The sequence below is a fragment of the Rhodopseudomonas sp. NSM genome (assembly GCF_052445935.1).
Classification (GTDB): Bacteria; Pseudomonadota; Alphaproteobacteria; order Rhizobiales; family Xanthobacteraceae; genus Rhodopseudomonas.
Map to the genome: position 1 here is coordinate 403,181 of NZ_JBQTCH010000004.1, position 23,733 is coordinate 426,913.

A 23,733-nucleotide genomic window follows, 5' to 3' on the forward strand; every position below is an offset into this window, starting at 1 on the left:
CAGAAAGGTAGACGCCAGTACCGCTGGCCGGCATTGCGCAGGATCAATTTTGCGGCGCCGGCCGCCTCCGGCGCGGCGCGATGATAGCGCGTAGTTAGTTGATCGTTAATCGGTTTTTTCGGTGAACCAGGCTCCGTTCCGGGAACTCACCAAGTCGTGACGAGTCGACAGGACGCGTGCGCAGCATCACACACCCGAAGTCAGACCGGCTTCAGCCGGTAGTGACTGACACCCCATTCGTCGCCGTCGGCGTAGCCGAACAGCCCGGAGGTGGCGAGGAAGAACCAGCGCCAGCGCCGCATCCACAACGCGGTGTCGTCGCCGTAAACCGGCCGCAGGATGGCTTCGATCTCCTCGCGATGCGCGTCGAAATTGGCAAGCCAGTCTTCAGCGGTCCGCTGATAGTGCCGGCCGCTCCAGCGCCACTGCTCCTCAACGCTGAACAGATCGGCATATTGCTGGATCAGCTTGTGACTTGGCATCACCCCGCCGGTGAAGAAATGCTGCGCGATCCAGTCCTCGCGGTCGGCCCGGTCGAACAGGTAGGCGCCGCGGCGATGCGTGAAGATGTGCATGAAAAACAGGCCGCCGGGCTTCAGCCAGCCGCGCATCGAGGTGAGCAGCTTGCGCCAGTTCATCATGTGCTCGAACATCTCGACCGAGACGATGCGGTCGAACTGCGCGTGCGGCTCGAACACGTTCATGTCGCTGGTGACGATCTGCAGGTTGGACAGACCGCGCGCGATCGCTTCGGCTTCGATGTATTGGCGTTGCGACGCCGAATTCGACACCGCGATGATCCGGGAAGACGGAAACCGCCGCGCCATCGCCAGCGACAGCGAGCCCCAGCCGCAGCCGAGTTCGAGAACGCTCTGGCCGTCGCGCAGATCGGCATGGTCGATCGTCAGCCGCAGCGCTTCTTCTTCGGCCTGTGCCAGCGTGGTGTCGGCCTCCCGGTAGAAGCACGAGGAGTATTTGCGGTTCGGGCCCAGCACCTTGCCGAAGAACGCCGCCGGCACCTCGTAGTGCTGGGCGTTGGCGGCATCGGTGTGTTCGGCGACCGCGCGCGCCGCCATCTCGCGGGCGAAGGCGGCGTCGGCGGCCTCGTTGCCGCGCGACATCTTCGCCGCGGTGCGCGCGCACAGCCGGTTGATCGCGACGCGGATCACCGGATCGGGCAACGGCACGCGCTCGGCGGCGCCGATGATCGAGGAGACGAGACTCATGACGTCGCGGGCCCTCCCGACGCGGCGCTTCCCGGCGGCAGCGGGAAGAACTTGCTGGTACGCGCCTGATACGCCTTGTAGCGCTCGCCGCGGGATTTGAGCATCTGCTCCTCCAGCGGCGGAATGCCGGTGAGGTGTACCAGAATCCAGTACATGAACAGCGGCGCCAGCAGCGCCGCGTAGCCCCACGGATAGGACAAGGGATCGGCGAACGGGATGGCGATCACCGGATAGGCCAGCCAGCCGAACCATTCGAAGAAGTAGTTCGGGTGCCGCGACCAGCCCCACAGCCCGGCGTCGCAGACCATGCCCTTGTTGGCGGGGTTCTGGCGGAACGCCTTCAGCTGCGAGTCGGCCAGCCCCTCGCCGGCGATGCCGATCACGAGAATCAGGATGCCGATATAGTCCTGCAGCCGCAATTCGCCGGCCGGCGCGCGCGCGGCGACGAAGATCGCGAACACCAGCGGGATCGAGCCATAGGCCTGCTGCTGCAGGAACACGAACATCTTCTTCGGCGCGTCGGCGCCCCAATCCCTGGCGAAGGCGGCGTAGCGCGGATCATCCCCGATGTGGCGGCTGCGCGCGGCGATGTGCGAGCCGAGCCGCACCGACCAGACCAGCACCAGCGCCGCCACCAGCCATTGCCGCGCATTCGGCTCCGCGCCATCGACCGGCCACAGCGACGCGGCGGCGCCGGTGAGGCCGAGCGAGAACGTCCAGATGGTGTCGACCCAGCCGGAATTGCCGGTCTTCTGCTGCACCACCCAGGCGCCCGCCATCAGCACCGCCAGCGCCAGCCCGATCGCCACCAGGGCCTCGAGATACAAAACCGTCATCAAATCATCCTTGCAAATCGTCCTGGATGGCCGCGCCACGTTCCCCGCAAATACGCGATCGTTCAAGTCCCGGTTTCAACCCGGGTTCCGCGATGCGAGGGATGGCGCCGGCAGGGTGCGGGATAACCGCGCAGGCAGGAGCGGGATAACCACCGCCGAGCCTTCCTTCCGCGTCGCACTGTGCCATATTGATGGAAACAACCCCTCCCGGCAAACCGGAGATCGAACGCGCGATGGCAGCTGGCCCCTCTTCCCGCCCGGCGATGGAGATCGAACTCACCAAGCTGTCGTCGCCGCGGATCTTCCTGGTGCGGATGCTGGTGTTTCTGGTGCTGTGCGCGCTCGTCGTCGTGGTGCTGTACAAGCAGGTGATCGCGGCGTTCCTCGCCAATCCCGGGCTCAATGCGCTGATCTGCGCGGTGCTGCTGATCGGCATCGTGCTGGCGTTCCGGCAGGTGGTCCGGCTGTATCCGGAGGTCGCCTGGGTCAACAATTTCCGCATCAACGATCCCGGCCTCGCGATCGATCGGCGGCCGACGCTGCTGGCACCGATGGCGGCGATCCTCGGCGGCGAGCGCAACGGGCGAATCGCGATCTCACCCGAGATCATGCGGCATCTGCTGGATTCGATCGCGACGCGGCTCGACGAGGCGCGCGACATCTCGCGCTACATGACCGGCCTCCTGGTGTTTCTCGGCCTGCTCGGCACCTTCTGGGGTCTGATCGAGACCGTCGGCTCGATCGGCGGGGTGATCGGCGGGCTGAAGGTGACCGGCGACGCCGGCTCGCTGTTCGACACGCTGAAGGAAGGCCTCGCCGCACCGCTCGGCGGCATGGGCATCTCGTTCTCGTCGTCGCTGTTCGGCCTCGCCGGCTCGCTGGTGCTCGGCTTCCTCGACCTGCAATCGAGCCAGGCGCAAAACCGGTTCTACACCGACCTCGAGGACTGGCTGGCCTCGACCGTGCGCGGCGCCGGCGCGGAAGGCGGCATCGCCGGCAGCGGCGATCTGCAGAACGCGATCGAGCGGCTGCGGCTGACGCTGGAGGACGGCGGCGCCAACCGCGCCACCACCGCGGCGATGGCCAACCTCGCCGACGCGATCCAGAACCTCGTCGCGCATATGCGCAACGAACAGCAGATGATCCGCGAATGGGCCGACGCCCAGGGCGAGCAGAACCGCGAGATCAGGGATCTGCTGAGCGCTTTGGTGCGCCAGCCGGAGAAGAGCTGATGGCTGCGATGCATAAGCGGCACGCGCCTCACCTCTCCCCGCGTGCGGGGAGAGGTCGGATCGCATCGCCAGATGCGATCCTGGTGAGGGGGCGCCTCGCCGAGGCCGAGCGGCTCAGACTCGCGGAGACGCCCCCTCACCCCACCCCTCTCCCCGCGCGCGGGGAGAGGGAGCGCGCTACCGTCGTTGCGGCTCTGCGGCTCACAGGAGTTCGCTGATGGCGCTGGCTCGCGGACGGCGGCAGGAGACCGGGTTCAACTACTGGCCGGGCTTCGTCGACGCGCTGTCGACGCTGGTGCTGGCGATCGTGTTTCTGCTGTCGGTGTTTCTGGTGGTGCAGTTCTTCCTGTCGCAGGAGGTCACCGGCAAGGACAAGGCGCTGCAGGAGCTCAACGCGCGGATCGCGCAGCTCAACGACCTCTTGTCGCTGGAGAAGCTCGGCAAGCTCAATATCGAGGAGCAGCTGTCGCAGGTCCGCGCCGGGCTGTCTGCGGCGCAGAGCGAGCGCGACCGGGTCAAGGGGCTGTATGACGGCCTCGCCGGCGCCGGCAACGACGCCGCCGGCCGCGCCGGCGAGCTCGGCAAGGCGCTGGAGTCGGAAAAGCAGCTTTCGGCCCGCGCGCTGGCGCAGGTCGAGGTGCTGAACCAGCAGATTTCGGCGCTGCGCCGCCAGCTCGCAGCCCTGGAAGAAGCGCTCGAGGCCACCGAGAAGCGCGACAAGGAATCGCAGGGCCGGATCGCCGATCTCGGCCAGCGGCTGAATCTGGCGCTGGCGCAGCGGGTGCAGGAGCTGTCGCGCTATCGCTCGGAATTCTTCGGCCGGCTGCGCGCCATCCTCGGCGATCGCCCCGACATCCGCATCGTCGGCGACCGCTTCGTGTTTCAGTCGGAAGTGTTCTTCGACACCGGGCAGGCTCTGCTGCTGCCCGAGGGCCGCGCCGAGCTCGACAAGCTGGCGAGCGCGCTGACCGAGCTCGACAAGAAGATCCCGCCCGAGATCGGCTGGGTGCTGCGCGTCGACGGCCACACCGACCGCCGCCCGATCACCGGCGCGTTCAAATCGAACTGGGAGCTGTCGAGCGCGCGGGCGATCTCGGTGGTGCAGTATCTGGTGTCGCTCGGCGTCCCGGCGCAGCGCCTGGTCGCCGCCGGCTTCGCCGAATTCCAGCCGCTCGACACCGCCAACACCGAAGACGCCTACCGCCGCAACCGCCGCATCGAACTGAAGCTGACGGAGCGGTGATCTTGCGGACGCCCCAACCCTCTCGTTCGTCATTCCGGGGCGCCGCGCAGCGGCGAACCCGGAATCTCGCCCCCGTGCCGGTTTCAGATTCCGGGTTCGTGCGCAGCTTCGCTGCACACGCCCCGGAATGACGGCTCGCTGGTCATGACCACCGCCTTCACCCTCCGCCCGTATCGCGACGCCGACGAAGACGCCGCCATCGGCCTGTGGCTGCGCACCTGGCGGCTCGCTTATCCGGCGATCGATTTCGACAAGCGCGTCGACTGGTGGCGCGGGCGCTGGCGCGGCGAGCTGGTGCCGCACGCCGCCATCGTCATCGCCGAGAACAGCGGCGGCATGATCGGCTTCGTGACGATCGACGCCGCGGGCTATCTCGATCAGCTCGTCGTCGAGCCCGAGCATTGGGGCTGGGGCGTCGCCGAAGCGCTGGTCGACGAAGCCAAGCGGCTGGCGCCGCGCGAAGTGACGTTGAAGGTCAACGCCGACAATTATCGCGCGATCAAGTTCTACCGCCGCCACGGCTTCGCGGTGACCGGCGAGGAGACCAACAGCTCGGGTCGGCCGGTGCTGAACATGCGATGGGGGCCCGTGTAGCCGGCGGCACTTCAACGCCTGGCACTGTCATCCTCCACGAACGCGGAGGATCCAGTACGCTGCAGCGCTGCAAACAAATCGCCAACGCCCTGGGATACTGGGTCGCCCGCTTTCGCGGGCGTGACGGTTGTGCTCGGCGCTACGCCGCCTCGAACTGCAGTTTCGCCAGCCGCGCGTAGAGCCCGCCGCGGGCGACGAGTTGGGCGTGGGTGCCTTGTTCGACGATGCGGCCGTTCTCCATCACCACGATGCGGTCGCAGGACAGCACGGTGGCCAGCCGATGCGCGATCACCAGGGTGGTTCTATCGCGCATCAGGCCCTGCAGCGCGGTCTGCACCAGCGTCTCGCTTTCGGCGTCGAGCGACGAGGTCGCCTCGTCGAGCAGCAGCAGCGGCGCGTCACGCAAGATGGCGCGGGCGATGGCGATGCGCTGGCGCTGGCCGCCGGACAACGTCACGCCGCGTTCGCCGAGCGGCGCCTCGAAACCGCCGGGCAGGCGCTCGATGAATTCGGTGGCGTGGGCCTGCTGCGCGGCGCGCTCGACATCGGCGTCGCTGGCGTCGTCGCGACCGAACCGGATGTTGTCGCGGGCGGTGGCGGCGAACACCACGGAATCCTGCGGCACCAGCGCGATCCGCTCGCGCACCGCCTGCGGATCGGCGGCGGCGATCGGTACGCCGTCGATCGAGATCGTGCCGGCGGCGGGATCGTAGAACCGCAGCAGCAGATGGAACAGCGTGCTCTTGCCGGCGCCCGAGGGGCCGACGATCGCGACCTTCTCGCCGGCCCTGATCGACAGCGACAGGCCGTTCACCGCCAGATGATCCGGCCGCGTCGGATAGGCGAAGGAGACATTGTCGAAGGTGACTTCGCCGCGCACCGGCACCGGCAGCGGCCGCGGCTTCGCCGGCGCGGCGATCGCCGGCTTGACCCGCAGGATCTCGAACAGCCGCTCGGCGGCGCCGGAGGCGGCGGAGACCTCGCCCCAGACTTCGCTGAGCTGGCCGAGGCTGGAGGCCGCGAACGCCGCGTAGAGGATGAACTGGCCGAGCCGGCCCGGCGTGATCGTGCCGGTCACGATGTCGTTCGAACCGACCCACAGGATCGCCACCACGCTGGCGAACACGATGAAGATGATGATCGCGGTGAGGATCGCGCGCGCCTGGGTCGAACTGCGCGCCGCCTCGTAGGATTGCTCGACCTCGGCGCCGAACCGCGCATTCGCGAGCCGCTCGTTGGTGTAGGCCTGCACCGTGCGCATCGCGCCGACCAGTTCGGAGGCGAACGCTGATGCATCCGCCAGCGTATCCTGCGCGTTGCGCGACAGCCGCCGCACCCAGCGGCCGAACGCGACCAGCGGAATCACGATCAGCGGAATCGCCGCCAGCACGAAGCCGCTCAGTCGCGGGCTGGAAATCACCATCATGGTGATCGCGCCGAAGAACAGCAGGATGTTGCGCAGCGCGATCGACACCGAGGCGCCGACCGCGGATTTGATCTGGGTGGTGTCGGCGGTGAGGCGCGAGATCAGTTCGCCGCTGCGCGCGGAATCGAAGAACGACGGCGACAGCGCGGTGAGATGTCTGAACACGTCGCGGCGGACGTCGGCGACGATGCGTTCACCGATCGTCATCACCAGATAGTAACGCGCGGCGCTGGCGGCGGCGAGCACGCCGACCACGATCAGCATGACGCTGAAGTAGCTGTTGATCAGTTCGATGCCGTCGCCGCTGAAACCGATGTCGATCAGTCGGCGCACGGCGAGCGGCACCATCAGCGTGGTCACCGCCGCGACGATCAGGGCGGCCAGCGCCATCAGGGCGCGGCCGCGATAGCGCCCGACATAGGGCGCCAGCTCCAGCAGCGGCCGCAGCCGGCCGCGCTTGACCGCTTCCTCGACCTCGCTGACATCGGCATCGGCGCGCAGCGTGCCGGTGCGCGGCCCGACATTCTCGGTGGCCGCGATCGCGTCCAGCGACAAGGCGATCGCCGAGGTCTTTGGCTCCGAGACCTTGGGTTCGGAGCCCTTGGGTTCGGAGCTCTGCCGTTTGCTTGCTGTCGTCATCGAAACTGCCAATCGAACTGCACGTCGAATTAGAGGCCTTCCAGCCGGACCCCACATAGGCCCCAACCGCCGCGGCTGGCAAATCCGGGACATTGCGGTATTGGGGTCGTGATGACGTCGAAACCTTGTCTTGGAGGCAGCGCTACGGTATAGAGCGCGCAAATTCGCCCGAAATCATCGCGACCGAGGCGCCATTGCGCGCAAGGGATATCCCATGAAGACCGAAATTCACCCGGATTATCATAACATTACCGTCGTCATGACCGACGGCAGCGAGTATCAGACGCGATCGACCTGGGGCAAGGAAGGCGACAAGCTGAACCTCGACATCGACCCCCGCTCGCATCCGGCCTGGACCGGCGGCACCCAGCAGGTGCTCGACCGTGGCGGCCGTGTCTCGCGCTTCCAGAAGAAATTTTCGGGCTTTCTCAAAAAAGATTGATGGTCGCGGGCCTCGGCCCTCGAAATCCGGAATCGAAAACGCCCCGCGAATTGCGGGGCGTTTTGCGTTGGCGACAAACTTTTTCGTCCGCGCTCAGCCTTTTCGTCCGCGATTCAGCGCTCGAACGCAGCCTTCAGCATGTTGAGCTGCGGCACCAGCGGGTTCCCGATCGCGGCCCGCTCCGACGGCGGCGGCAGGTGCATCGAGGCGTCGAGCCGGCGGATCCGCGCCTGCAGGCTCATCGACCGGGCGATCAGCGACTGCAGCTGCTCCGGCAGCCGCTCCAGCATGTCCGGCGCGCCGGGATCGGCGGCCGACAGCTTGACCTTGGACTTTTCGCGGTTGGCCTGGATCAGCGTCATCTCGCCTTCCTTCACCGCCCGGTGCAGCAACAGCCAGGAGGCGAGCTGCATCAGCCGCGTGGTCAGCCGCATGCTCTCGGTGGCGTAGGTCAGGCTGACCGAACGCTCGAGGACCTTCGCCTCGGCGCGACCGTCGCCGTCGAGATAGGCGGCGGTTTCCTCGACCAGATCCATCCCCTCACGAAACAGCGCGGTGAACGCGGCCGAATTTGTGAGCCGTTCGCTCAGCACGACGAGCGGGGCTTCGCTCTGCGAAACTTCCGACATGGTAAACGCCTCACGCTATCGATTACGCCGCCGGCTCAGACGCCGGCTTATGATGAACAAATCATTGCGCGGGCGACGCCGGGAGTCCAGCGCGCGCGCTCGCAACGGTTAACGCGGACAGCGCCCGGAGGGTCAATGCGGCGGGTGACGAACCCGTGACAGGGTTAAAAAACCGCAAAAAAAGAGCCGCCGTTTCCGGCGGCTTTGAAGTTGATAACAGGGAGGCGTCAAAACAGAGTGGACAGGAGCCACTCGGTCCAAAGATGGACAATCGAAGTAATACACCGGAAAGCTTAATCGCTCGTAAATGAGCGATTTTGTTGACAAAGCATTCGCCATGCGTCACGCGCGGAAGCGCTGTGCCACAACGAGACAAGACAGCAGCGTCGCCCGCGGCGGCTTCGCGACGCGCCCCGGCGGTGGCTGATAGTTCGTTCGGAGGCGGCGTGGCCGTCAGGCCTTGAAGAAGCGGTCTGCGGCGTCGCGGGTGGCGCGCTTCATCGTCATCGCCGCCTTCAGCCGGTCGATTTCCTCTTCCAGCAGCGCGACCCGCCCGGCGAGCTCCTCGACCGACAGCAGCGACAGATCCTGCCCGATCTCGTGGCCGATTTTCCTGCTCGGCTTGTCGTCGTCCTCGATCGCCATCGCGTCCCTCACGCCGTTCGTGATCCGGTCCGGTTGCCAGCCGCGCCGCGGCTGTCTAATCAGGCTGCCACATGGCACCCGCCACCCCGCCAAGCCAAGGACAAATCATGGAACCGGTCCCCTCGCAAATGACCGTGGTCGGGATCAGCAAGCCCGGCGGCCCCGAGGTTCTGCTGCCGGAAACGCGGCCGGTGGCGACGCCCGGCCCCGGCGAAATCCTGGTCAAGGTCGCGGCTGCCGGCGTCAACCGTCCCGATGTGGCACAGCGCTCCGGCAGCTATCCGCCGCCGCCCGGCGCCAGCGACCTGCCCGGGCTGGAGATCGCCGGTGAAGTGGTGGCGCTCGGCGACGGCGCGACCAGGCACAAGCTCGGCGACAAGGTGATGTCGCTGGTCGCCGGCGGTGGCTACGCCGAATACTGCATCGCGCAGGACGCCCAGGCGATGACGGTGCCGGCTGCGTTCTCGATGATCGAGGCCGGCGCCACGCCGGAAACGCTGATGACGGTGTGGCACAACGTGTTCGAGCGCGGCGCGTTGCAGCCCGGCGAGACCCTGCTGGTGCATGGCGGCTCGTCCGGCATCGGCACCATGGCGATTCAGCTCGCGGTCGCGCTGGGCTCCAGGGTGATCGCCACCGTCGGCTCGCAGGACAAGGCCGACGCCTGCCTCAAGCTCGGCGCGATGCGGGCGATCAACTACAAGACCGAGGATTTCGTCGCGGCAGTGAAGGACGCCACCGGCGGCAAGGGCGTCGAGGTGATCCTCGACATGGTCGGCGGCGACTACATCGAGCGCAACTACGACGCCGCCGCGATGGACGGCCGGATCGTGCAGATCGCGTTCCTCGGCGGCGCCAAGACCACCGTCAATTTCACCAAGCTGATGATCAAGCGGCTGAATCACACCGGCTCGACGCTGCGGCCGCGCAGCAACGCCGACAAGGCCGCGATGGTCGCCGCGATCGAGGCCAAAGTGATGCCGCTGCTGAACGAAGGCCGGATCAAGCCGCTGATCGACGGCACCTTTGCGTTGAAAGACGCCGCCGACGCCCACCGGCGGATGGAGACCAGCCAGCATATTGGCAAAATTGTGTTGACGGTCTGAATCGGCCCCCGGTTGATATGCCTATGTTTTCTCCGGATTTCATGTCATTTATCCGTCGTCGGATGCGCGCGGGGGCCGCGCTTCCAGGCCGGTGTGAACGCGGAGAACTGACTTGCGTCTGATCCGACGCCTTGCGCTTCTGGCGCTCGGCTTGATGATGATCGCGGCCGCCCCGCAGGCACATGCGCTCGACGCTGTCAGCGTCCGCAGCGACGCGCCCGCGATCGACCTCACCGGCGTGCTCGACCATCAGCGCAGCGACACCGACCGCATCCAGATCTCCACCGCGCCGGGCAGTGACGGCATCGTCCGCCGCGTCGAGGTTCGCGCCCGCGAGGGCGGACAGAACTGGGTGGTGTTCGCGCTCGCCAACAACACCGACGATCAGCTCGACCGCCTGATCGTCGCGCCGCATTATCGCATGGTGGCGTCCGGGCTGTTCTGGCCCGATCTCGGCCTGTCGCGGATCGCCACCATCACGCCGTCGACCGGCGACCGCCCCGAGCGGCAGGACTCCGGCACCGCCGACATCTTCCGCGTCACGCTCGACCCCGGCTCGGTGATCACCTTCGTCGCCGAACTACGCACCGACAAGCTGCCGCAGCTCTATCTGTGGGAGCCCGAGGCCTACAAGGACAAGGTCAACTCGTTCACGCTGTACCAGGGCATCGTGATCGGCATTTCGGGCCTGCTGGCGCTGGTGCTGACGATCCTGTTCGTGGTCAAGGGCAGCATCATGTTCCCGGCCGCGGCGGCGCTGGCGTGGGCGGTGCTGGTCTATATCGGCATCGACTTCGGGTTCTGGAGCAAGGTGTTCGACATGTCGGCGGGCGCCGAGCGGGTGTGGCGCGCCTCCGGCGAAGCGATCCTCGCGGCGACGCTGCTGGTGTTCCTGTTCGCCTATCTCAATCTCAGCCGCTGGCACGTGCGCTACTCGCACATCACGCTGGGCTGGCTCGCCTTCCTCGGCTCGCTGGTGGCGCTGGCGCTGTTCGATCCCGCGGTCGCCTCCGGCATCGCCCGGATGTCGCTGGTGCTGATCGCCTTCGCGGGCTTCGGGCTGGTGGTGTATCTGTCGACCCACGGCTTCGATCGCGCGGTGCTGCTGATCCCGACCTGGTTCCTGCTGGTGATCTGGGTGATCGCTTCCGGCATGGCGGTGGCGGGCTCGGTGACCAACGACATCGTCGGCCCGGCGCTGCTCGGCGGCCTGGTGCTGATCGTGATGCTGATCGGCTTCACGGTGATGCAGCACGCCTTCGCGGGCTCGGGCGCGACCGGCGGCGTGGTCTCGGACGTCGAGCGCCGGGCGCTGGCGTTGATCGGCTCCGGCGACCTGATCTGGGACTGGGACGTCTCCGCCGACAAGGTGTTCACCAGCCCGGAGACCGAGGCGCTGCTGGGGCTCAAGCGCGGCGCGCTGGAAGGCTCGGCCGCGACCTGGCTCGAAGTGCTGCACCCGCTCGATCAGGACCGCTTTCGCGCCGCGCTCGACTCGGTGCTCGACCAGCGCCGCGGCCGGCTGACCCAGCACTTCCGGCTGCGCACGCCGGACGGGCACTTCATGTGGTTCGCCCTGAAGGCGCGGCCGGTGGTCGGCGCCGACGGCGAAGTCACCCGCGTGGTCGGGACGCTGACCGACGTCACCGAGGCCAAGAACGCCGAAGAGCGGATGCTGCACGATTCGGTGCACGACAATCTCACCGGCCTGCCCAACCGCAAGCTGTTCATGGACCGGCTCGGCGCGGTGGCGAATTTCGCCAAGACGATGCCGAACCTGCGGCCGACCCTGATGGTGATCGACCTCGACCGCTTCAAGCAGGTCAACGATTCCGTCGGCATCGCGGTCGGCGATTCCATCCTGCTGACATTGGCGCGACGGCTCACCCGCATCCTCAAGCCGCAGGATACGCTGGCGCGGATCGCCGGCGACCAGTTCGGCCTGATCCTGCTGTCGGAGCAGGATCCCGCCAAAATCACCGCCTTCGCCGAGACCATCCGCAAGACCATCAAGGCGCCGATCGCCTTCAACGACCGCGAGATCTTCCTCACCGCCTCGATCGGCCTCGCACTCTCCGACCCGCAGACCCAGCTCTCCGACGAGATCATCAAGGACGCCGAGCTGGCGATGTATCACTCCAAGCGGATCGGCGGCGACCGCATCGACGTCTACAAGCCGGCGATGCGGGCGCGGAAGTCGGACCGGCTGACGCTGGAATCCGAACTGCGCCGCGCCATCGAACGCCAGGAAATCACCATCCTGTATCAGCCGATCGTCCGGCTGGAGGATCGCTCCGTCGCCGGCTTCGAGGCGCTGGCGCGCTGGGACCATCCCAAGCTCGGGCGGATGGCGCCCTCCGAATTCATCGCTATCGCCGAGGAGATCGGCCTGATCGTCGAACTCGGCATGTTCGTGATGGACCAGACCGCCAAGCAGCTCGCGATCTGGCAGCGCGCGATGCGCTCGCGCGAGCCGATCTTCGCCAGCGTCAACGTGTCGTCGCGGCAATTGCTGCGCCACGACCTGCTGCACGACATCCGCACCGTGCTGTCGCGCTCCTCGATCGCCCGCGGCACGCTGAAGCTCGAACTCACCGAATCGCTGGTGATGGAGAATCCGGAGCACGCCGCCCAGATGCTGACGCGGATCCGCGAGCTCGGCACCGGCCTGTCGCTGGACGATTTCGGCACCGGCCATTCATCGCTGAGCTATCTGCAGCGGTTCCCGTTCGACACCATCAAGATCGACCAGTCCTTCGTCCGCACCACCAGCCGCGGCACCCGCCCGGTGATCCTGAAATCGATCATCGCGCTGGCGCACGACCTCGGCATGGACGTCGTTGCAGAAGGCGCGGAAACGGATTCGGACGCGGTGGAATTGTATCAGCTCGGCTGCGAATACGCCCAGGGCTTCGCCTTCGGCGAGCCGATGGACGCCGACGCCGCGATGCGGCTGCTGACCGAAGAACGGCTGGAAGCCGCGAGCTGAGCTGCGCGTAGCTGCAGCCCCTGGTGCGTCATTGCCGGGCTTGACCCGGCAATCCATCATCGTTCGTGACAAGCATTGTGCTCGAGAAGATGGATACGCGGGTCAAGCCCGCGTATGACGGCAAGTTGTTGTGACACAGTTGTAGGGTGGGCAAGGGCGTGGAGCGCCGTGCCCACGCGTGCCGTGCGAGCGTGCTCGGCGACATGCGTTCGGGAGTGGTGGGCACGCTGCGCTTTGCCCACCCTACACGGTGCCACCTTAGGCGAAACGCGAACTACGCGTGTCCCGCTTCGGCCGACAGCATCCCCGGCTCGATGCCGAGCTTGTGCAGCGCGCGGTCGTATTTCTCTTCAATGTCGTTGCCGAACACCAGGTCGGCGTCGGCGTCGCAATGCAGCCAGCCATTGTCCTGGATCTCGGTCTCGAGCTGGCCCGGCGCCCAGCCGGCATAGCCGAGCGCGAGGATGGCGTGTTTCGGCCCGGCGCCGCTGGCGATCGCCTTCAGGATATCGACGGTCGCGGTCAGAGAAATGCCGTCATCGATCGGCAGGGTGGCGTCCTTGATGAAGAAGTCGCTGGAATGAAGCACGAAGCCCCGGCCGGTCTCGACCGGCCCTCCCCGCAACACCTTCATGGACTCGGCATGATCCGGAAGCTTGATCTGCTCGGGCTTCTCGACGATGTCGAGTTGCACCAGCAATTCGGGAAAATCGATGCTGCCGGCAGGGCGATTGACGATGATGCCCATCGCGCCTTCCGACGAATGCGCGCAGATGTAGATCACCGACCGGGCGAAGCGCTCGTCTTCCATCACCGGCATCGCGATCAGCAACTGGCCGTCGAGATAGTTGCCCAGATCGCTCGTCCCCGCGTCGCCGGGCTCGTGGCCTGACATTTCGCCTGACTTGGGTCTTTTGGACTTAGTCGCCATCAGGGGATCCTCGCGTTGCGCCATTATCCTGATATTGGGTGCCAATCCTGTCAATCAACCAGTCGCCGCAGGACGTGCACGAAATCACAGCCTATTCAGTGGTTCTTCGTGGTCCGAGTGCGTAAATACGTCACATGACCGCAATCGTTCCGCTCCGTTCAGTCCTGCTCTCCGCTCTCCTGATCGTCGCCACGGCGGGCGGCGTTCGCGCCGACGACGCCTCGCCGTGGATCAGTGAATCGTACTCCGCAGTGCGGCTGCTCGCAGGATCGCGCAGTGGCGCGGTGCTGCTGGGTGGCATTGCTTTCCAGTTGCAGCCGGGCTGGAAAACCTATTGGCGCACCCCGGGCGACTCCGGCGTGCCACCGCGGTTCGATTTCTCGAAATCCGACAACGTCGAGGCAGTGACGATCCTGTGGCCGGCGCCGACGGCGTTTCCCGACGGCGCAGGCGGCACCTCGCTCGGCTACCAGTCGCATGTCGTCCTGCCGCTCCGCATTGTGGCGAAGAATGCCGACAAGCCGGTGACGCTGCGCGCCGCGATCAGCTACGCGGTGTGCGAGAAGCTGTGCATCCCGGTCGAGGCCAGTCCCGAACTCGCATTCAACAACGTCGCCAGCACCCAGGACGGCGCGCTCGCCGCGGCGATCGATACCGTGCCGGTCCCGGCCAATGTCGGCGATCCGAATCCGGTGACGATCCGCGACGTCGTGATGCGTGGCGACACCGAAGTGTGGGTCGACGTCGCCGCGCCGGCGGAAAGCAAGGTGAGCCTGTTCGTCGAAGGCCCGACGCCGGACTGGGCGCTGCCGATCCCGAAACGGAGTCCGAATGCGCCCGAAGGCGTGCAACGCTTCATGTTTCCGCTCGAAGGTCTGCCGCCCGGCGCCCATGCGGAGGGCGCAGCGCTCAAATTCACGCTGGTGGGACCCGAAAAATCCTACGAGTTCAACGTCAACCTGAACTGAGGCGGTCGCGCGTCGCGAGGCGTTCAGCGCGGCGGGCGGCGCTTCTGCGCCAGCCGGTCGGCGAAGAACGCCGCCAGCACCTCGACCCGCGCCGGCCGCGGCCCGCCGGGCGGCATCACCAGATGCACCGAGCCCTCGCGCTGGTGCCAGCCTTCCAGGATCACCTCGACGTCGCCGGCAGCGATGGCGTCGCCGACGATGAACTCCGGCAGATCGGCGATGCCGAGCCCGGCGAGGACCGCGGGCAGCAGCGCCTCGCCGTTGTTGACCCGCAGCGGACCGGACGGCCGCACCGACGCCTGTTCGCCTGCCGCATTGGTGTAGGTCCAGACATTCGGCGTCGACAGATAGGCGTAGCCGAAGCAGCGATGCTCGGCGAGATGCATCGGGTGGGTCGGGCGGCCGTGCTGCGCCAGATAGGCCTTCGATGCCACCGTGTAGCGCGGCATCGCGCACAGCCGCCGCGCCACCAGCGAGGAATCCGGCAATGAGGCGATCCGCACGCCGGCGTCGAAGCCCTCGCCGATCAGATCGACCATCGCATCCGCCAGATGCAGGTCGATCGAGACTCCCGGATAGGCGGCGAGGAAATCCGGCAGCAGCGGCGCGATCACCTTGACGCCGAACGTCATCGGCACCGCCAGCCGCACCAGGCCGCGCGGCGCCGCCGACTGCGCCAGCGCCTCGCTCTCCGCCGCCTCGCCGTCGGCCAGCAATTGCGCGGCGCGCTCGGCCAGGCGGGTGCCGGCGTCGGTCAGCGCCAGCCGGCGCGAGGTGCGGTTGAACAGCCGGGCGCCGAGCCGGGCCTCGAGCCGGGTCACCGCCTTCGACACCGTCGCCTTGGACAGCGCCAGCTCGGTCGCCGTGGCCGCAAAGGATCGCAATTCGGCGACCTTGGCGAAAATCGCCAGCGCTTCGAAATCCGGCAGCTTGGTCATCGGCGCCTCGGAGTGCATTTTTGGAAACAATGAGTTTCAATCATTTCTATTTCTTGGATGCAAGCGAAGGACTATCCAGACACCAATCACTTCACCGGCGCCAGATACCGGCGCCACACCGGGAGATTTCCCATGATCGAACTTCGTCCCTTCGACAAGCTCGGCGGCGCCGACCACGGCTGGCTCAAGGCGCGGCATCACTTCTCGTTCGCGAGCTATTATGACCCCAACAACATGGGTCACGGGTCCCTGCGGGTCTGGAACGACGACGAGATCGCGCCGAATACCGGCTTCCCGCCGCATCCGCATCGCGACATGGAGATCATCACCTATGTCCGCGACGGCGCCATCACCCACGAGGACTCGCTCGGCAACCGCGGCCGCACCGAAGCCGGTGACGTCCAGGTGATGAGCGCGGGCTCCGGCGTTCGGCACTCGGAATACAATCTGGAGCCCGACACCACCCGGATCTTCCAGATCTGGATCGAGCCGGCGCAAGGCGGCGGCCAGCCGACCTGGGGCTCGAAGCCATTTCCGAAGTCCGACCGCTCCGGCAAGCTCGTGACCATCGCCTCGGGCATCAAGGGCGACAATGACGCGCTGCCGATCCGGGCCGATGCGCGGGTGCTGGCGACCACGCTGAAGGCCGGCGAAACCGCCGAATATGCCGCCGACAAGACCAGGCATCTGTATCTGGTGCCGGCGGCCGGCAGCGTCGAGGTCAACGGCGTGCGGGTCGGTGCCCGCGACGGCGCCGCGATCCGCGACGAGTCGAGGCTGACCATCACCGCGCTCGAGGACGCCGAACTGGTGCTGGTCGACGCGGCGTAAGGCTGCAGCCGCAAACCAGAAGCGACGCCGTGCGTTGGCGTGGCGTCGCTGCCTCCCACAGGCGTCATGCGCGAGCTTGACCCGCGCATCCATCTCTCTTCGGAAGAGTCCTTGCGAAGGGGATGGATGGCCGGGTCAAGCCCGGCCATGACGGCTAACTAATAACTCGACCCCACCGATCACCTCATTACCACAATCCCCACTCAAGGAAGATTCCCATGGCGAAGGTACTTGTTCTTTACTACTCGGCTTACGGCCACATCGAGACGATGGCGAATGCGGTCGCCGAGGGCGCGCGCGAGACCGGCGCAACCGTCGATATCAAGCGCGTGCCCGAGCTGGTGCCGCCGGACGTCGCCAAGGCGTCGCACTACAAGCTCGATCAGGCCGCGCCGGTCGCCACCATCGACGACCTCGCCAATTACGACGCGATCGTCATCGGCGTCGGCACCCGGTTCGGCCGGATGGCGTCGCAGATGTCCAATTTCCTCGATCAGGCCGGCGGCCTGTGGGCGAAGGGCGCGCTGAACGGCAAGGTCGGCGGCGCCTTCACCTCGACCGCGACCCAGCACGGCGGCCAGGAGACGACGCTGTTCTCGATCATCACCAACCTGCTGCATTTCGGCATGGTGGTGGTCGGCATGAATTACGGCTTCGCCGGCCAGATGACGCTCGACGAAATCACCGGCGGCTCGCCCTATGGCGCAACCACGATCGCCGGCGGCGACGGCTCGCGGCAGCCGAGCGCCAACGAACTCGCCGGCGCGCGCTATCAGGGCAAGACCATCGCCGAGACCGCGATCAAGCTGCACGGCTGATCCGAGTTAATTGTCGTCCAGGATCGCGAGGCGCCGCCACGGCGCCTCGCCCTCAGTTCCACAAACAGGATGCGACGGAGGAACCCCAGATGGCTGAAACACCGATCAAAGTCGAAGCGTGGCCCGCTCTGCCCTATCCGGACTGGCGTGCGACCAGCGAGACACTACACCTGTGGACTCAGATCGTCGGCAAGATCCGGCTCGCCAATACGCCATGGCAGAATCACTCCTGGCACATCGGGCTCTATCTCACCACGCGCGGGCTGACGACCTCGCCGATCCCGGACGGTGCGCGCACGTTCCAGATCGACTTCGACTTCATCGACCACGCGCTGATCATCACTACCAGCGATGGCGACACGCGCCGGCTGGAGCTGGCGCCGCAGCCGGTCGCCGAGTTCTACGCGGCGGTGATGGCCGCGCTCGCCGACCTCGAAATCGACGTCAGTATCGACGAGTGGCCGTGCGAATTGCCGTCGCCGCTGCGGTTCTCTGAAGACCGCGTCCATGCCAGCTACGATCGTGACGCGGTCCGGCGGTTCTTTCAGGCGCTGGTACAGATCGATCGCGTCTTCAAACAGTTCCGCACCGGCTTTCTCGGCAAAGCCAGCCCGGTGCATTTCTTCTGGGGCAGTTTCGATCTCGCCGTGACCCGGTTTTCCGGACGAACGGCGCCGCTGCATCCGGGCGGGGTGCCTTATCTCGCCGACGAGATCGCGCAGGAGGCCTATTCGCACGAGGTCAGCAGCGCAGGCTTCTGGCCCGGCGCCGGCCTCGATTATCCGGCGTTCTACTCCTACGCCTATCCGGCGCCGGAGGGTTTTCGCGCGGCGAAAGTGCGGCCGGCGGAGGCGTTCTACGATGAGAAGCTCGGCGAATTCGTCCTGCCCTACGACGCGGTCCGCACCGCGCAGGACCCGGACCAGGCGCTGCTCGACTTCCTTCAGAGCACCTATGACGCGGCGGCCGATTCAGGGAATTGGGATCGTGCCACGCTCGAGGATTCGCTCGGACGCGCCGGCGTCCCTCGCCGGTTGACGTGATCGTCGATGGGCGGCGCCATCGGCGACGCCCGTCACGCCGCCGAGTGACGTCGCGCCTGTTTCATGCAGATGCATCTACTTTTGCATGGCTGATGCGCTGGCTGCGGCACTTTTACTCACCGCCCGCCGTTGCCATCTGCGAACGACCTTCGGAGATGGACTGATGATTGAGATGTATTTCATGCTTCAACTCGCCCGCAGCCCGTTGCAGGCGATGGCCAGGCGGCTGGTCTGCAAGAGCCTCGACATCGCCACTCACGGCAAGCGACGGTGCCGCGATTGCACCGGCGTCACGCCGCCCGACGCGGACTGAACATCGAGGTCAGCGCCAGCATGCCGAGCGTGAAGGCGGCCGAGATCAGCGCGAACAACGGAATCGTCAGCGCCAGCGCCGCGGTCGCCGCCCATCCGATCGAGACGAAGGCTTCGGCGAAGGTCGCGATCCGCGACGAGGTCTGACGGCGGCGGAACTGGCTGCGCCGCGCCTGCACCCGGAACCAGAGCTGGATCGCGGTCGCCGACGCCGCCGCGATCGCGCATCCCGCGGCGGTGACCAGCGCCTGCCGCGGCGACAGCCAGGCCAGCGGCAGCAGCAGCGGCGTCACCACGATCGCGATCACCATCAGCACCACCTCGATCCGTGCCCGCATCACCGCCGAGGCCGGCAACGGCGCGGTCGCGACCAGATCCGGCGCGTCCTCGCCGGAAATCGTCAGCCACGCCAGCCCGCCAGCGAGCTGCCCTGCCGCCATCACGATCACCGGCGTGATCAGCACGACAGCGCTCGAACTGTCCGAAAAGCTGCGCCACAGCAGCAGCGCCGGCGGGATCAGATAGAGCAATTGCAGCAGCGATTGCGACACCAGCCAGGGGTCGCGCCGCAGCAGGACGAACTCCTTGATCCGCAGCGCCTGCTGCCGCGAGCGGCCGCGGAACGGCGTGCCCCTGCCCTTGCGCGTCGTCACAGCGACGCTGGCGGCGTTGACCACCAGGTCGCCGAGCATCGGCGCGACCACGATCATCACCAGCCCGAGCAGCGCCAGGCTGGCGCCGAGCAACGCCGCGAGCGCAATGCCGTCCCCGAGCACCGCCCGCGCCGGCCACCACAGCACGCTGCTCATCGCCGGGGCCCAGGCCGCAACAGCATCCGAGGTCAGCAGCGTGAACCGCGACAGCGTCCCGGTCGACAGGATCGCCGCGACCTGCAGCCCGATCACGAAGCCGGCGCCGATCACCACCGACATGATCTGCGCCGCCAGCCGCGTCCGCCGCGGCCCGATCAGCCGGAACAGCGCGACGGCGAGCAGGATCGCCATCGCCGATGCCGAGATGCCGACCGCCGCGACGACGCCGAACGCGCCCAGCCAATGCGCGCCGCCGCCGAGCGCCAGCACGTCGATCACCGGGGCGGCGAACAGCAGCGCCATCGCGGTGACGGTCAGCGCGATCGCCCCCATCCGCACCGAGAACACGCGTTCGAGCGGCACCGGGGACGACATGATCAGATCGAGATCGGCGCGGGCGTAGAACACCCGCGTCACCGACTCGATCGCCTGCGACAGCATCAGCAGCCAGCCCAGCGCCACCGTCGCGGTGATCACGATCAGGCTGGCGCGGTCTGCGTCCTGCGTCAGGCCCGCATAGCCGCCGACCATCGCCCAGGCCGGCAGATGCAGGATCGCCGCGAACACGATCAGCGCCAGCACGATGGTGCGGGCGCGGGCGCGACGGCCGGCGCTCATCATCGCGGCGAAGTCGCGCCAGGCCAGCCTGACATCGTGACGCGCGAAGCCTGCGAGCGTCGCCGCGCTCATGCCGCCGCCGCTTCGCCACTGACCAGCGCGACGAAGATGTCTTCGAGGCTGGAATCGCCCTCGCCGATCTGGCAGCGCAGCTCCGTGAGCGTGCCTTCGGCGACCAGCCTTCCTGCGACAATGACGCCGATCCGGTCCGCCATCCGCTCGGCGACTTCGAGAATGTGCGTGGTCATGATCACGGTGGCGCCGGCGCGCACCCGATCCTGCAGGATCTCCTTGACGCGGCGCGCCGACACCGCATCGAGGCCGGTCAACGGCTCGTCGAGGATGATCAGCCGCGGCTCGTGCACCAGCGCACCAGCCAGCGCCACCTTCTGCCGCATGCCCTTGGAAAACCCTTCGCAGCGCTGGTGGATGTGCGCGCCGAGGCCGAGCTCGTCGAGCAGCCGGTTCGCGGACGCCTCGGCCACGTCCGGATCGCAGCCCCACAGGCCGGCGACGAAAGCGAGATATTCCAGCGGCGTCAGCTTGTCGTAGATCATCGGCTCGTCGGAGACCCAGGCCGTGATCTGCTTGGCCGCGACCGGGTCCTTGAGCGCGTCGATGCCGAGCACGCTGATCGACCCGGCGTCGGGCTTCAGCAGCCCCGCGACCATCCGCAACGTGGTGGTCTTGCCGGCGCCGTTGGGGCCGAGCAGTGCATAGAACTCGCCGGCCCGCACCGTGAGGTCGAGCCGGTCCACCGCCGGGCGGTCGTATGCCTTGTAAAGCCCCCGCAATTCCAGCGCACTGCCGGTCGATCCGGTCATGTGACCCCCGTCGCTATCGCGCCCACAGCATGGAGGCCAGAAGTTTCGCCGCGATGAATCCGCGTCCGGAAACCGCAACGGCCTCCGCGAGGGAGGCCATTGGACCGGGGTGGCGACTGGAAATGCAGGCCGCCAAATCAACGCTCTATCCCCGTCATTGCGAGCGAAGCGAAGCAATCCAGTGCGCCGAGCACAAGAGTCTGGATTGCTTCGTCGCTTCGCTCCTCGCAATGACGAACTTAAGTGTCTGATCTTGTTGCTCTCATTTTGAGTCAGGCTCTCAGGATGAGGGGCAGTGCATCTGGCAAGCAGCAGATCGTTTCAACCAAGCAGCTGCGCTGCCTCACATCAGCTTGTCGAGCGTGATCGGCAGGTCGCGGATACGCTTGCCGGTGGCGTTGAACACGGCGTTGGCGACCGCGGCGCCGACGCCGGTGATGCCGATCTCGCCGATGCCGCGGGCGCCCATCGGGGCGCGCGGATCCGGGATGTCGGTCCAGATCACGTCGATCGCCGGCACGTCGAGATGCACCGGGACGTGATACTCGGCCAGACTCGGATTCATCACGCGGCCGTTGCGTTCGTCGAACTGCGTCTCCTCCATCAGCGCCAGCCCGAGGCCCATGATGATGCCGCCACGGAACTGGCTCGCCGCGGTCTTCGGGTTGAGGATGCGGCCGCAATCATACGAGCCGAGGAAACGCCGGACACGGACTTCGCCGGTGACGCTGTTGACCCCGACCTCGCAGAACAGCGCGCCGAACGAATGCATCGACCAGTGCATGGTCTCGAGCGGCGCCGAGGCGCTGCCGTCGACCGTGACGTGATCGCGGCCCGACCGGGTGAGGACCGAGACGTAGCTCTCGTGCCGCGACGGATCGTCGAGCTTGGCGAGGCCGCCATTCACCGTGCCGACCTCGTCGGCGCTGAGGCCCGCCAGCGGCGAGTCGTTACCGGCGAGCTTGAGCAGTTCCGCGATCAGCACGTGATGCGCGGCGATCACCGAGGCGCCAATCGAGGCGGTCTGCTGCGAGCCGCCGGCGAGCACGACGCCGGGCATCAGCGAGTCGCCATAGGCGAAGTTCACCTGATCGCGCGACAGGCCGAGGCGTTCGGCGACGACCTGGGTGTGGGCGGTGGCGGTGCCCATCCCCATTTCGTGCGCGGCGATTTCGATCCGGGCGGCGCCGTCGCGGGTCAGCGTGATCCGCGCCGCGCCGCCCGGCATCCGGTGATACGGATAGGTCGCGGTGGCGCAGCCGATGCCGACCAGCCACTCGCCGTCGCGAACGCTGGCGGCGGTCGGGTTGCGCTTCGACCAGCCGAAGCGCTCCGCGCCGGCGCGCCAGGCCTCGGCGATGTGGCGGGCCGAGAACGGCGTGCCCTTCAGCGGATCCTCTTCCGGCTGGTTCAGGATGCGCAGTTCGACCGGGTCCATGCCGAGCGCCACCGCCATTTCGTCGATCGCCGACTCCATCGCGAAGGTGCCGACCGCTTCGCCCGGCGCCCGCATGAAGGTGTTGGCGAGCATGTCGAGATTGACCGCCTCGACGTCGAGTTTGATGTTCGGCGAACCGTAACTACTCATCGTCGGCAGGATGAACGGCTCGGGAAACGCATTCTGCCGCGCGGTCGCAACCGTGCCGGTGTGGATCAGCGAGACGAACCGGCCGTCGGGATCGGCGCCGATGGCGAAACGCTGCTCGGTCAGGGTGCGACCGCCGATCAGCCGGTACACGCCCTCGCGCGACAGCGCGATCCGCACCGGCCGGCCGGCGAGCTTCGACGCCGCGGCGCCCAGCACCTGGTGCTGCCACAGGCACTTGCCGCCGAAGCCGCCGCCGACGAACGGCGAGGTGACGTGGACCTGCTCCTCGGCAATGCCGAACACTTTGCCGAGCGACCACGCGGTATGCGACACCGCCTGCGAGGCGTCGTGGACGATCAGCCTGTCGCCGACCCACGCCACCGTCGCGGCGTGCGGCTCGATCGCATTGTGATTGTGCCGCGGCGTCGAATAGCGGCAATCGACCCGGACCGGCGCCTTGGCGAGCGCGGCTTCGGCATCGCCCTTCTCGGCCTTGAGCGGCTGCCCCATGAACAGGCCGGGCTCGGTGCCTCTGGCCTTCGCGGTGCCGAAGCTGGTCACCGCCGGCTCGGCCTCGTAGGTGGCGCGGATCAGCGAGATCGCGTGATCGGCCTGCTCCTGCGTTTCCGCCAGCACCAATGCGATCGGCTGGCCGTTCCAGTGGATGCGGTCGTCCTGCATGATTGGCAGATTGTCGCCGCCGCCGGCCTTCTCGGCGGTCATGAACAGCGGCATCGGCGCCATCCGCGGCGCGTTGTGATGGGTCATCACCAGCACGACGCCGGGCGCTTGCTCTGCCTGCGTCGTGCTGAGCGTCGCGATCCGGCCCTTCGGGACGGTACTGAACATCAGCGCGGCATAGAGCATGCCGTCGAGCGCGAACTCCGCCGCGAACGGCGCAGCGCCGCGAACCTTCAGCGGGCCGTCGATCCGCGGCACCGACGCGCCGATCGAGCCGTGCTTGGCGCGGCTCAGCGGATCAGGCTCGCCGCCCGGCATCCAGCTATCCGGCGCAAGCGCGACGGCCTTCTCCATCACATCCT

At 67.1% G+C, this 23,733-nt stretch carries 21 protein-coding genes; 11 read left to right on the top strand and 10 right to left on the bottom strand.

Annotated elements, in window-relative coordinates; translation table 11 throughout:
- Positions 1-200: 200 nt before the first annotated feature.
- Together ACTZWT_RS13880 and ACTZWT_RS13885 are read right to left on the bottom strand one after the other, a co-directional pair.
- On the bottom strand, positions 201-1,226 hold the full coding sequence (locus ACTZWT_RS13880) for an SAM-dependent methyltransferase (RefSeq protein WP_444770258.1): 1,026 nt from the start codon (positions 1,224-1,226) through the stop codon (positions 201-203).
- Positions 1,223-2,062, bottom strand: coding sequence for a DUF1295 domain-containing protein (locus ACTZWT_RS13885; protein ID WP_444770259.1), 840 nt, complete (start codon positions 2,060-2,062; stop codon positions 1,223-1,225). Before ACTZWT_RS13885 ends, ACTZWT_RS13880 begins: the two co-directional genes overlap by 4 nt.
- A 233-nt stretch (positions 2,063-2,295) precedes the next feature.
- Between ACTZWT_RS13885 and ACTZWT_RS13890 the strand changes: the two genes are divergently transcribed.
- From ACTZWT_RS13890 to ACTZWT_RS13900, 3 genes are all read left to right on the top strand, one after another.
- A complete protein-coding gene (locus tag ACTZWT_RS13890; protein WP_444770260.1) occupies positions 2,296-3,294 on the top strand; it encodes a flagellar motor protein MotA in 999 nt (332 codons plus the stop codon).
- A 217-nt stretch (positions 3,295-3,511) separates the two neighbouring features.
- Positions 3,512-4,537 (top strand): peptidoglycan -binding protein, encoded by a 1,026-nt coding sequence (locus tag ACTZWT_RS13895; protein WP_444770261.1) that lies wholly within the window; start codon positions 3,512-3,514, stop codon positions 4,535-4,537.
- A 144-nt stretch (positions 4,538-4,681) separates the two neighbouring features.
- Complete coding sequence (locus ACTZWT_RS13900) at positions 4,682-5,131, top strand: GNAT family N-acetyltransferase (protein ID WP_444770262.1); 450 nt, start codon at positions 4,682-4,684, stop codon at positions 5,129-5,131.
- A gap of 139 nt (positions 5,132-5,270) precedes the next feature.
- On the opposite strand, the gene ACTZWT_RS13905 is transcribed toward ACTZWT_RS13900, so the two are convergent.
- A complete protein-coding gene (locus ACTZWT_RS13905; protein ID WP_444770263.1) occupies positions 5,271-7,196 on the bottom strand; it encodes an ABC transporter transmembrane domain-containing protein in 1,926 nt (641 codons plus the stop codon).
- A 214-nt stretch (positions 7,197-7,410) separates the two neighbouring features.
- On the opposite strand from ACTZWT_RS13905, the gene rpmE reads away from it, so the two are divergent.
- Positions 7,411-7,638 (top strand): 50S ribosomal protein L31, encoded by a 228-nt coding sequence (rpmE, locus tag ACTZWT_RS13910; protein WP_322515547.1) that lies wholly within the window; start codon positions 7,411-7,413, stop codon positions 7,636-7,638.
- A 113-nt stretch (positions 7,639-7,751) separates the two neighbouring features.
- On the opposite strand, the gene rcdA is transcribed toward rpmE, so the two are convergent.
- Positions 7,752-8,267, bottom strand: coding sequence for a protease adaptor protein RcdA (rcdA, locus tag ACTZWT_RS13915; RefSeq protein ID WP_322515546.1), 516 nt, complete (start codon positions 8,265-8,267; stop codon positions 7,752-7,754).
- 453 nt (positions 8,268-8,720) lie between these two features.
- Positions 8,721-8,912 (bottom strand): DUF1192 domain-containing protein, encoded by a 192-nt coding sequence (locus tag ACTZWT_RS13920; protein ID WP_322515545.1) that lies wholly within the window; start codon positions 8,910-8,912, stop codon positions 8,721-8,723.
- 107 nt (positions 8,913-9,019) lie between these two features.
- Between ACTZWT_RS13920 and ACTZWT_RS13925 the strand changes: the two genes are divergently transcribed.
- Together ACTZWT_RS13925 and ACTZWT_RS13930 are read left to right on the top strand one after the other, a co-directional pair.
- Positions 9,020-10,018, top strand: coding sequence for an NAD(P)H-quinone oxidoreductase (locus tag ACTZWT_RS13925; RefSeq protein WP_444770264.1), 999 nt, complete (start codon positions 9,020-9,022; stop codon positions 10,016-10,018).
- 112 nt (positions 10,019-10,130) lie between these two features.
- Complete coding sequence (locus tag ACTZWT_RS13930) at positions 10,131-13,007, top strand: EAL domain-containing protein (RefSeq protein WP_444770265.1); 2,877 nt, start codon at positions 10,131-10,133, stop codon at positions 13,005-13,007.
- Between the two features lie 274 nt (positions 13,008-13,281).
- Here the strand turns inward: ACTZWT_RS13930 and ACTZWT_RS13935 are convergent, their stop codons facing one another.
- Entirely contained in the window at positions 13,282-13,938 is a 657-nt protein-coding gene (locus tag ACTZWT_RS13935) for a YqgE/AlgH family protein (protein ID WP_444770266.1), read from the bottom strand.
- A gap of 134 nt (positions 13,939-14,072) precedes the next feature.
- On the opposite strand from ACTZWT_RS13935, the gene ACTZWT_RS13940 reads away from it, so the two are divergent.
- Positions 14,073-14,906, top strand: a complete 834-nt coding sequence (locus ACTZWT_RS13940; RefSeq protein WP_444770267.1) for a protein-disulfide reductase DsbD domain-containing protein — start codon at positions 14,073-14,075, stop codon at positions 14,904-14,906.
- 23 nt (positions 14,907-14,929) lie between these two features.
- Here the strand turns inward: ACTZWT_RS13940 and ACTZWT_RS13945 are convergent, their stop codons facing one another.
- Positions 14,930-15,844: a LysR family transcriptional regulator gene (locus ACTZWT_RS13945; RefSeq protein WP_444770268.1), complete on the bottom strand. Its 915-nt coding sequence runs from the start codon at positions 15,842-15,844 to the stop codon at positions 14,930-14,932.
- A gap of 132 nt (positions 15,845-15,976) precedes the next feature.
- On the opposite strand from ACTZWT_RS13945, the gene ACTZWT_RS13950 reads away from it, so the two are divergent.
- The 4 genes from ACTZWT_RS13950 (at position 15,977) to ACTZWT_RS13965 (ending at position 18,849) form a co-directional block, all read left to right on the top strand.
- Positions 15,977-16,675: a pirin family protein gene (locus ACTZWT_RS13950; RefSeq protein ID WP_444770269.1), complete on the top strand. Its 699-nt coding sequence runs from the start codon at positions 15,977-15,979 to the stop codon at positions 16,673-16,675.
- A gap of 218 nt (positions 16,676-16,893) precedes the next feature.
- Positions 16,894-17,493 (top strand): NAD(P)H:quinone oxidoreductase, encoded by a 600-nt coding sequence (wrbA, locus tag ACTZWT_RS13955; RefSeq protein WP_444770270.1) that lies wholly within the window; start codon positions 16,894-16,896, stop codon positions 17,491-17,493.
- An 89-nt stretch (positions 17,494-17,582) separates the two neighbouring features.
- Complete coding sequence (locus tag ACTZWT_RS13960) at positions 17,583-18,536, top strand: DUF5996 family protein (protein WP_444770271.1); 954 nt, start codon at positions 17,583-17,585, stop codon at positions 18,534-18,536.
- A 163-nt stretch (positions 18,537-18,699) separates the two neighbouring features.
- A complete protein-coding gene (locus ACTZWT_RS13965) occupies positions 18,700-18,849 on the top strand; it encodes a hypothetical protein (protein ID WP_444770272.1) in 150 nt (49 codons plus the stop codon).
- Here the strand turns inward: ACTZWT_RS13965 and ACTZWT_RS13970 are convergent.
- The 3 genes from ACTZWT_RS13970 to ACTZWT_RS13980 form a co-directional block, all read right to left on the bottom strand.
- Complete coding sequence (locus ACTZWT_RS13970) at positions 18,827-20,350, bottom strand: permease (protein WP_444770273.1); 1,524 nt, start codon at positions 20,348-20,350, stop codon at positions 18,827-18,829. The genes ACTZWT_RS13965 and ACTZWT_RS13970 overlap by 23 nt on opposite strands.
- Complete coding sequence (locus tag ACTZWT_RS13975) at positions 20,347-21,102, bottom strand: ABC transporter ATP-binding protein (RefSeq protein WP_444770274.1); 756 nt, start codon at positions 21,100-21,102, stop codon at positions 20,347-20,349. Before ACTZWT_RS13975 ends, ACTZWT_RS13970 begins: the two co-directional genes overlap by 4 nt.
- Positions 21,103-21,445: 343 nt before the next feature.
- A complete protein-coding gene (locus ACTZWT_RS13980) occupies positions 21,446-23,725 on the bottom strand; it encodes a xanthine dehydrogenase family protein molybdopterin-binding subunit (protein ID WP_444770308.1) in 2,280 nt (759 codons plus the stop codon).
- Positions 23,726-23,733: the final 8 nt, after the last annotated feature.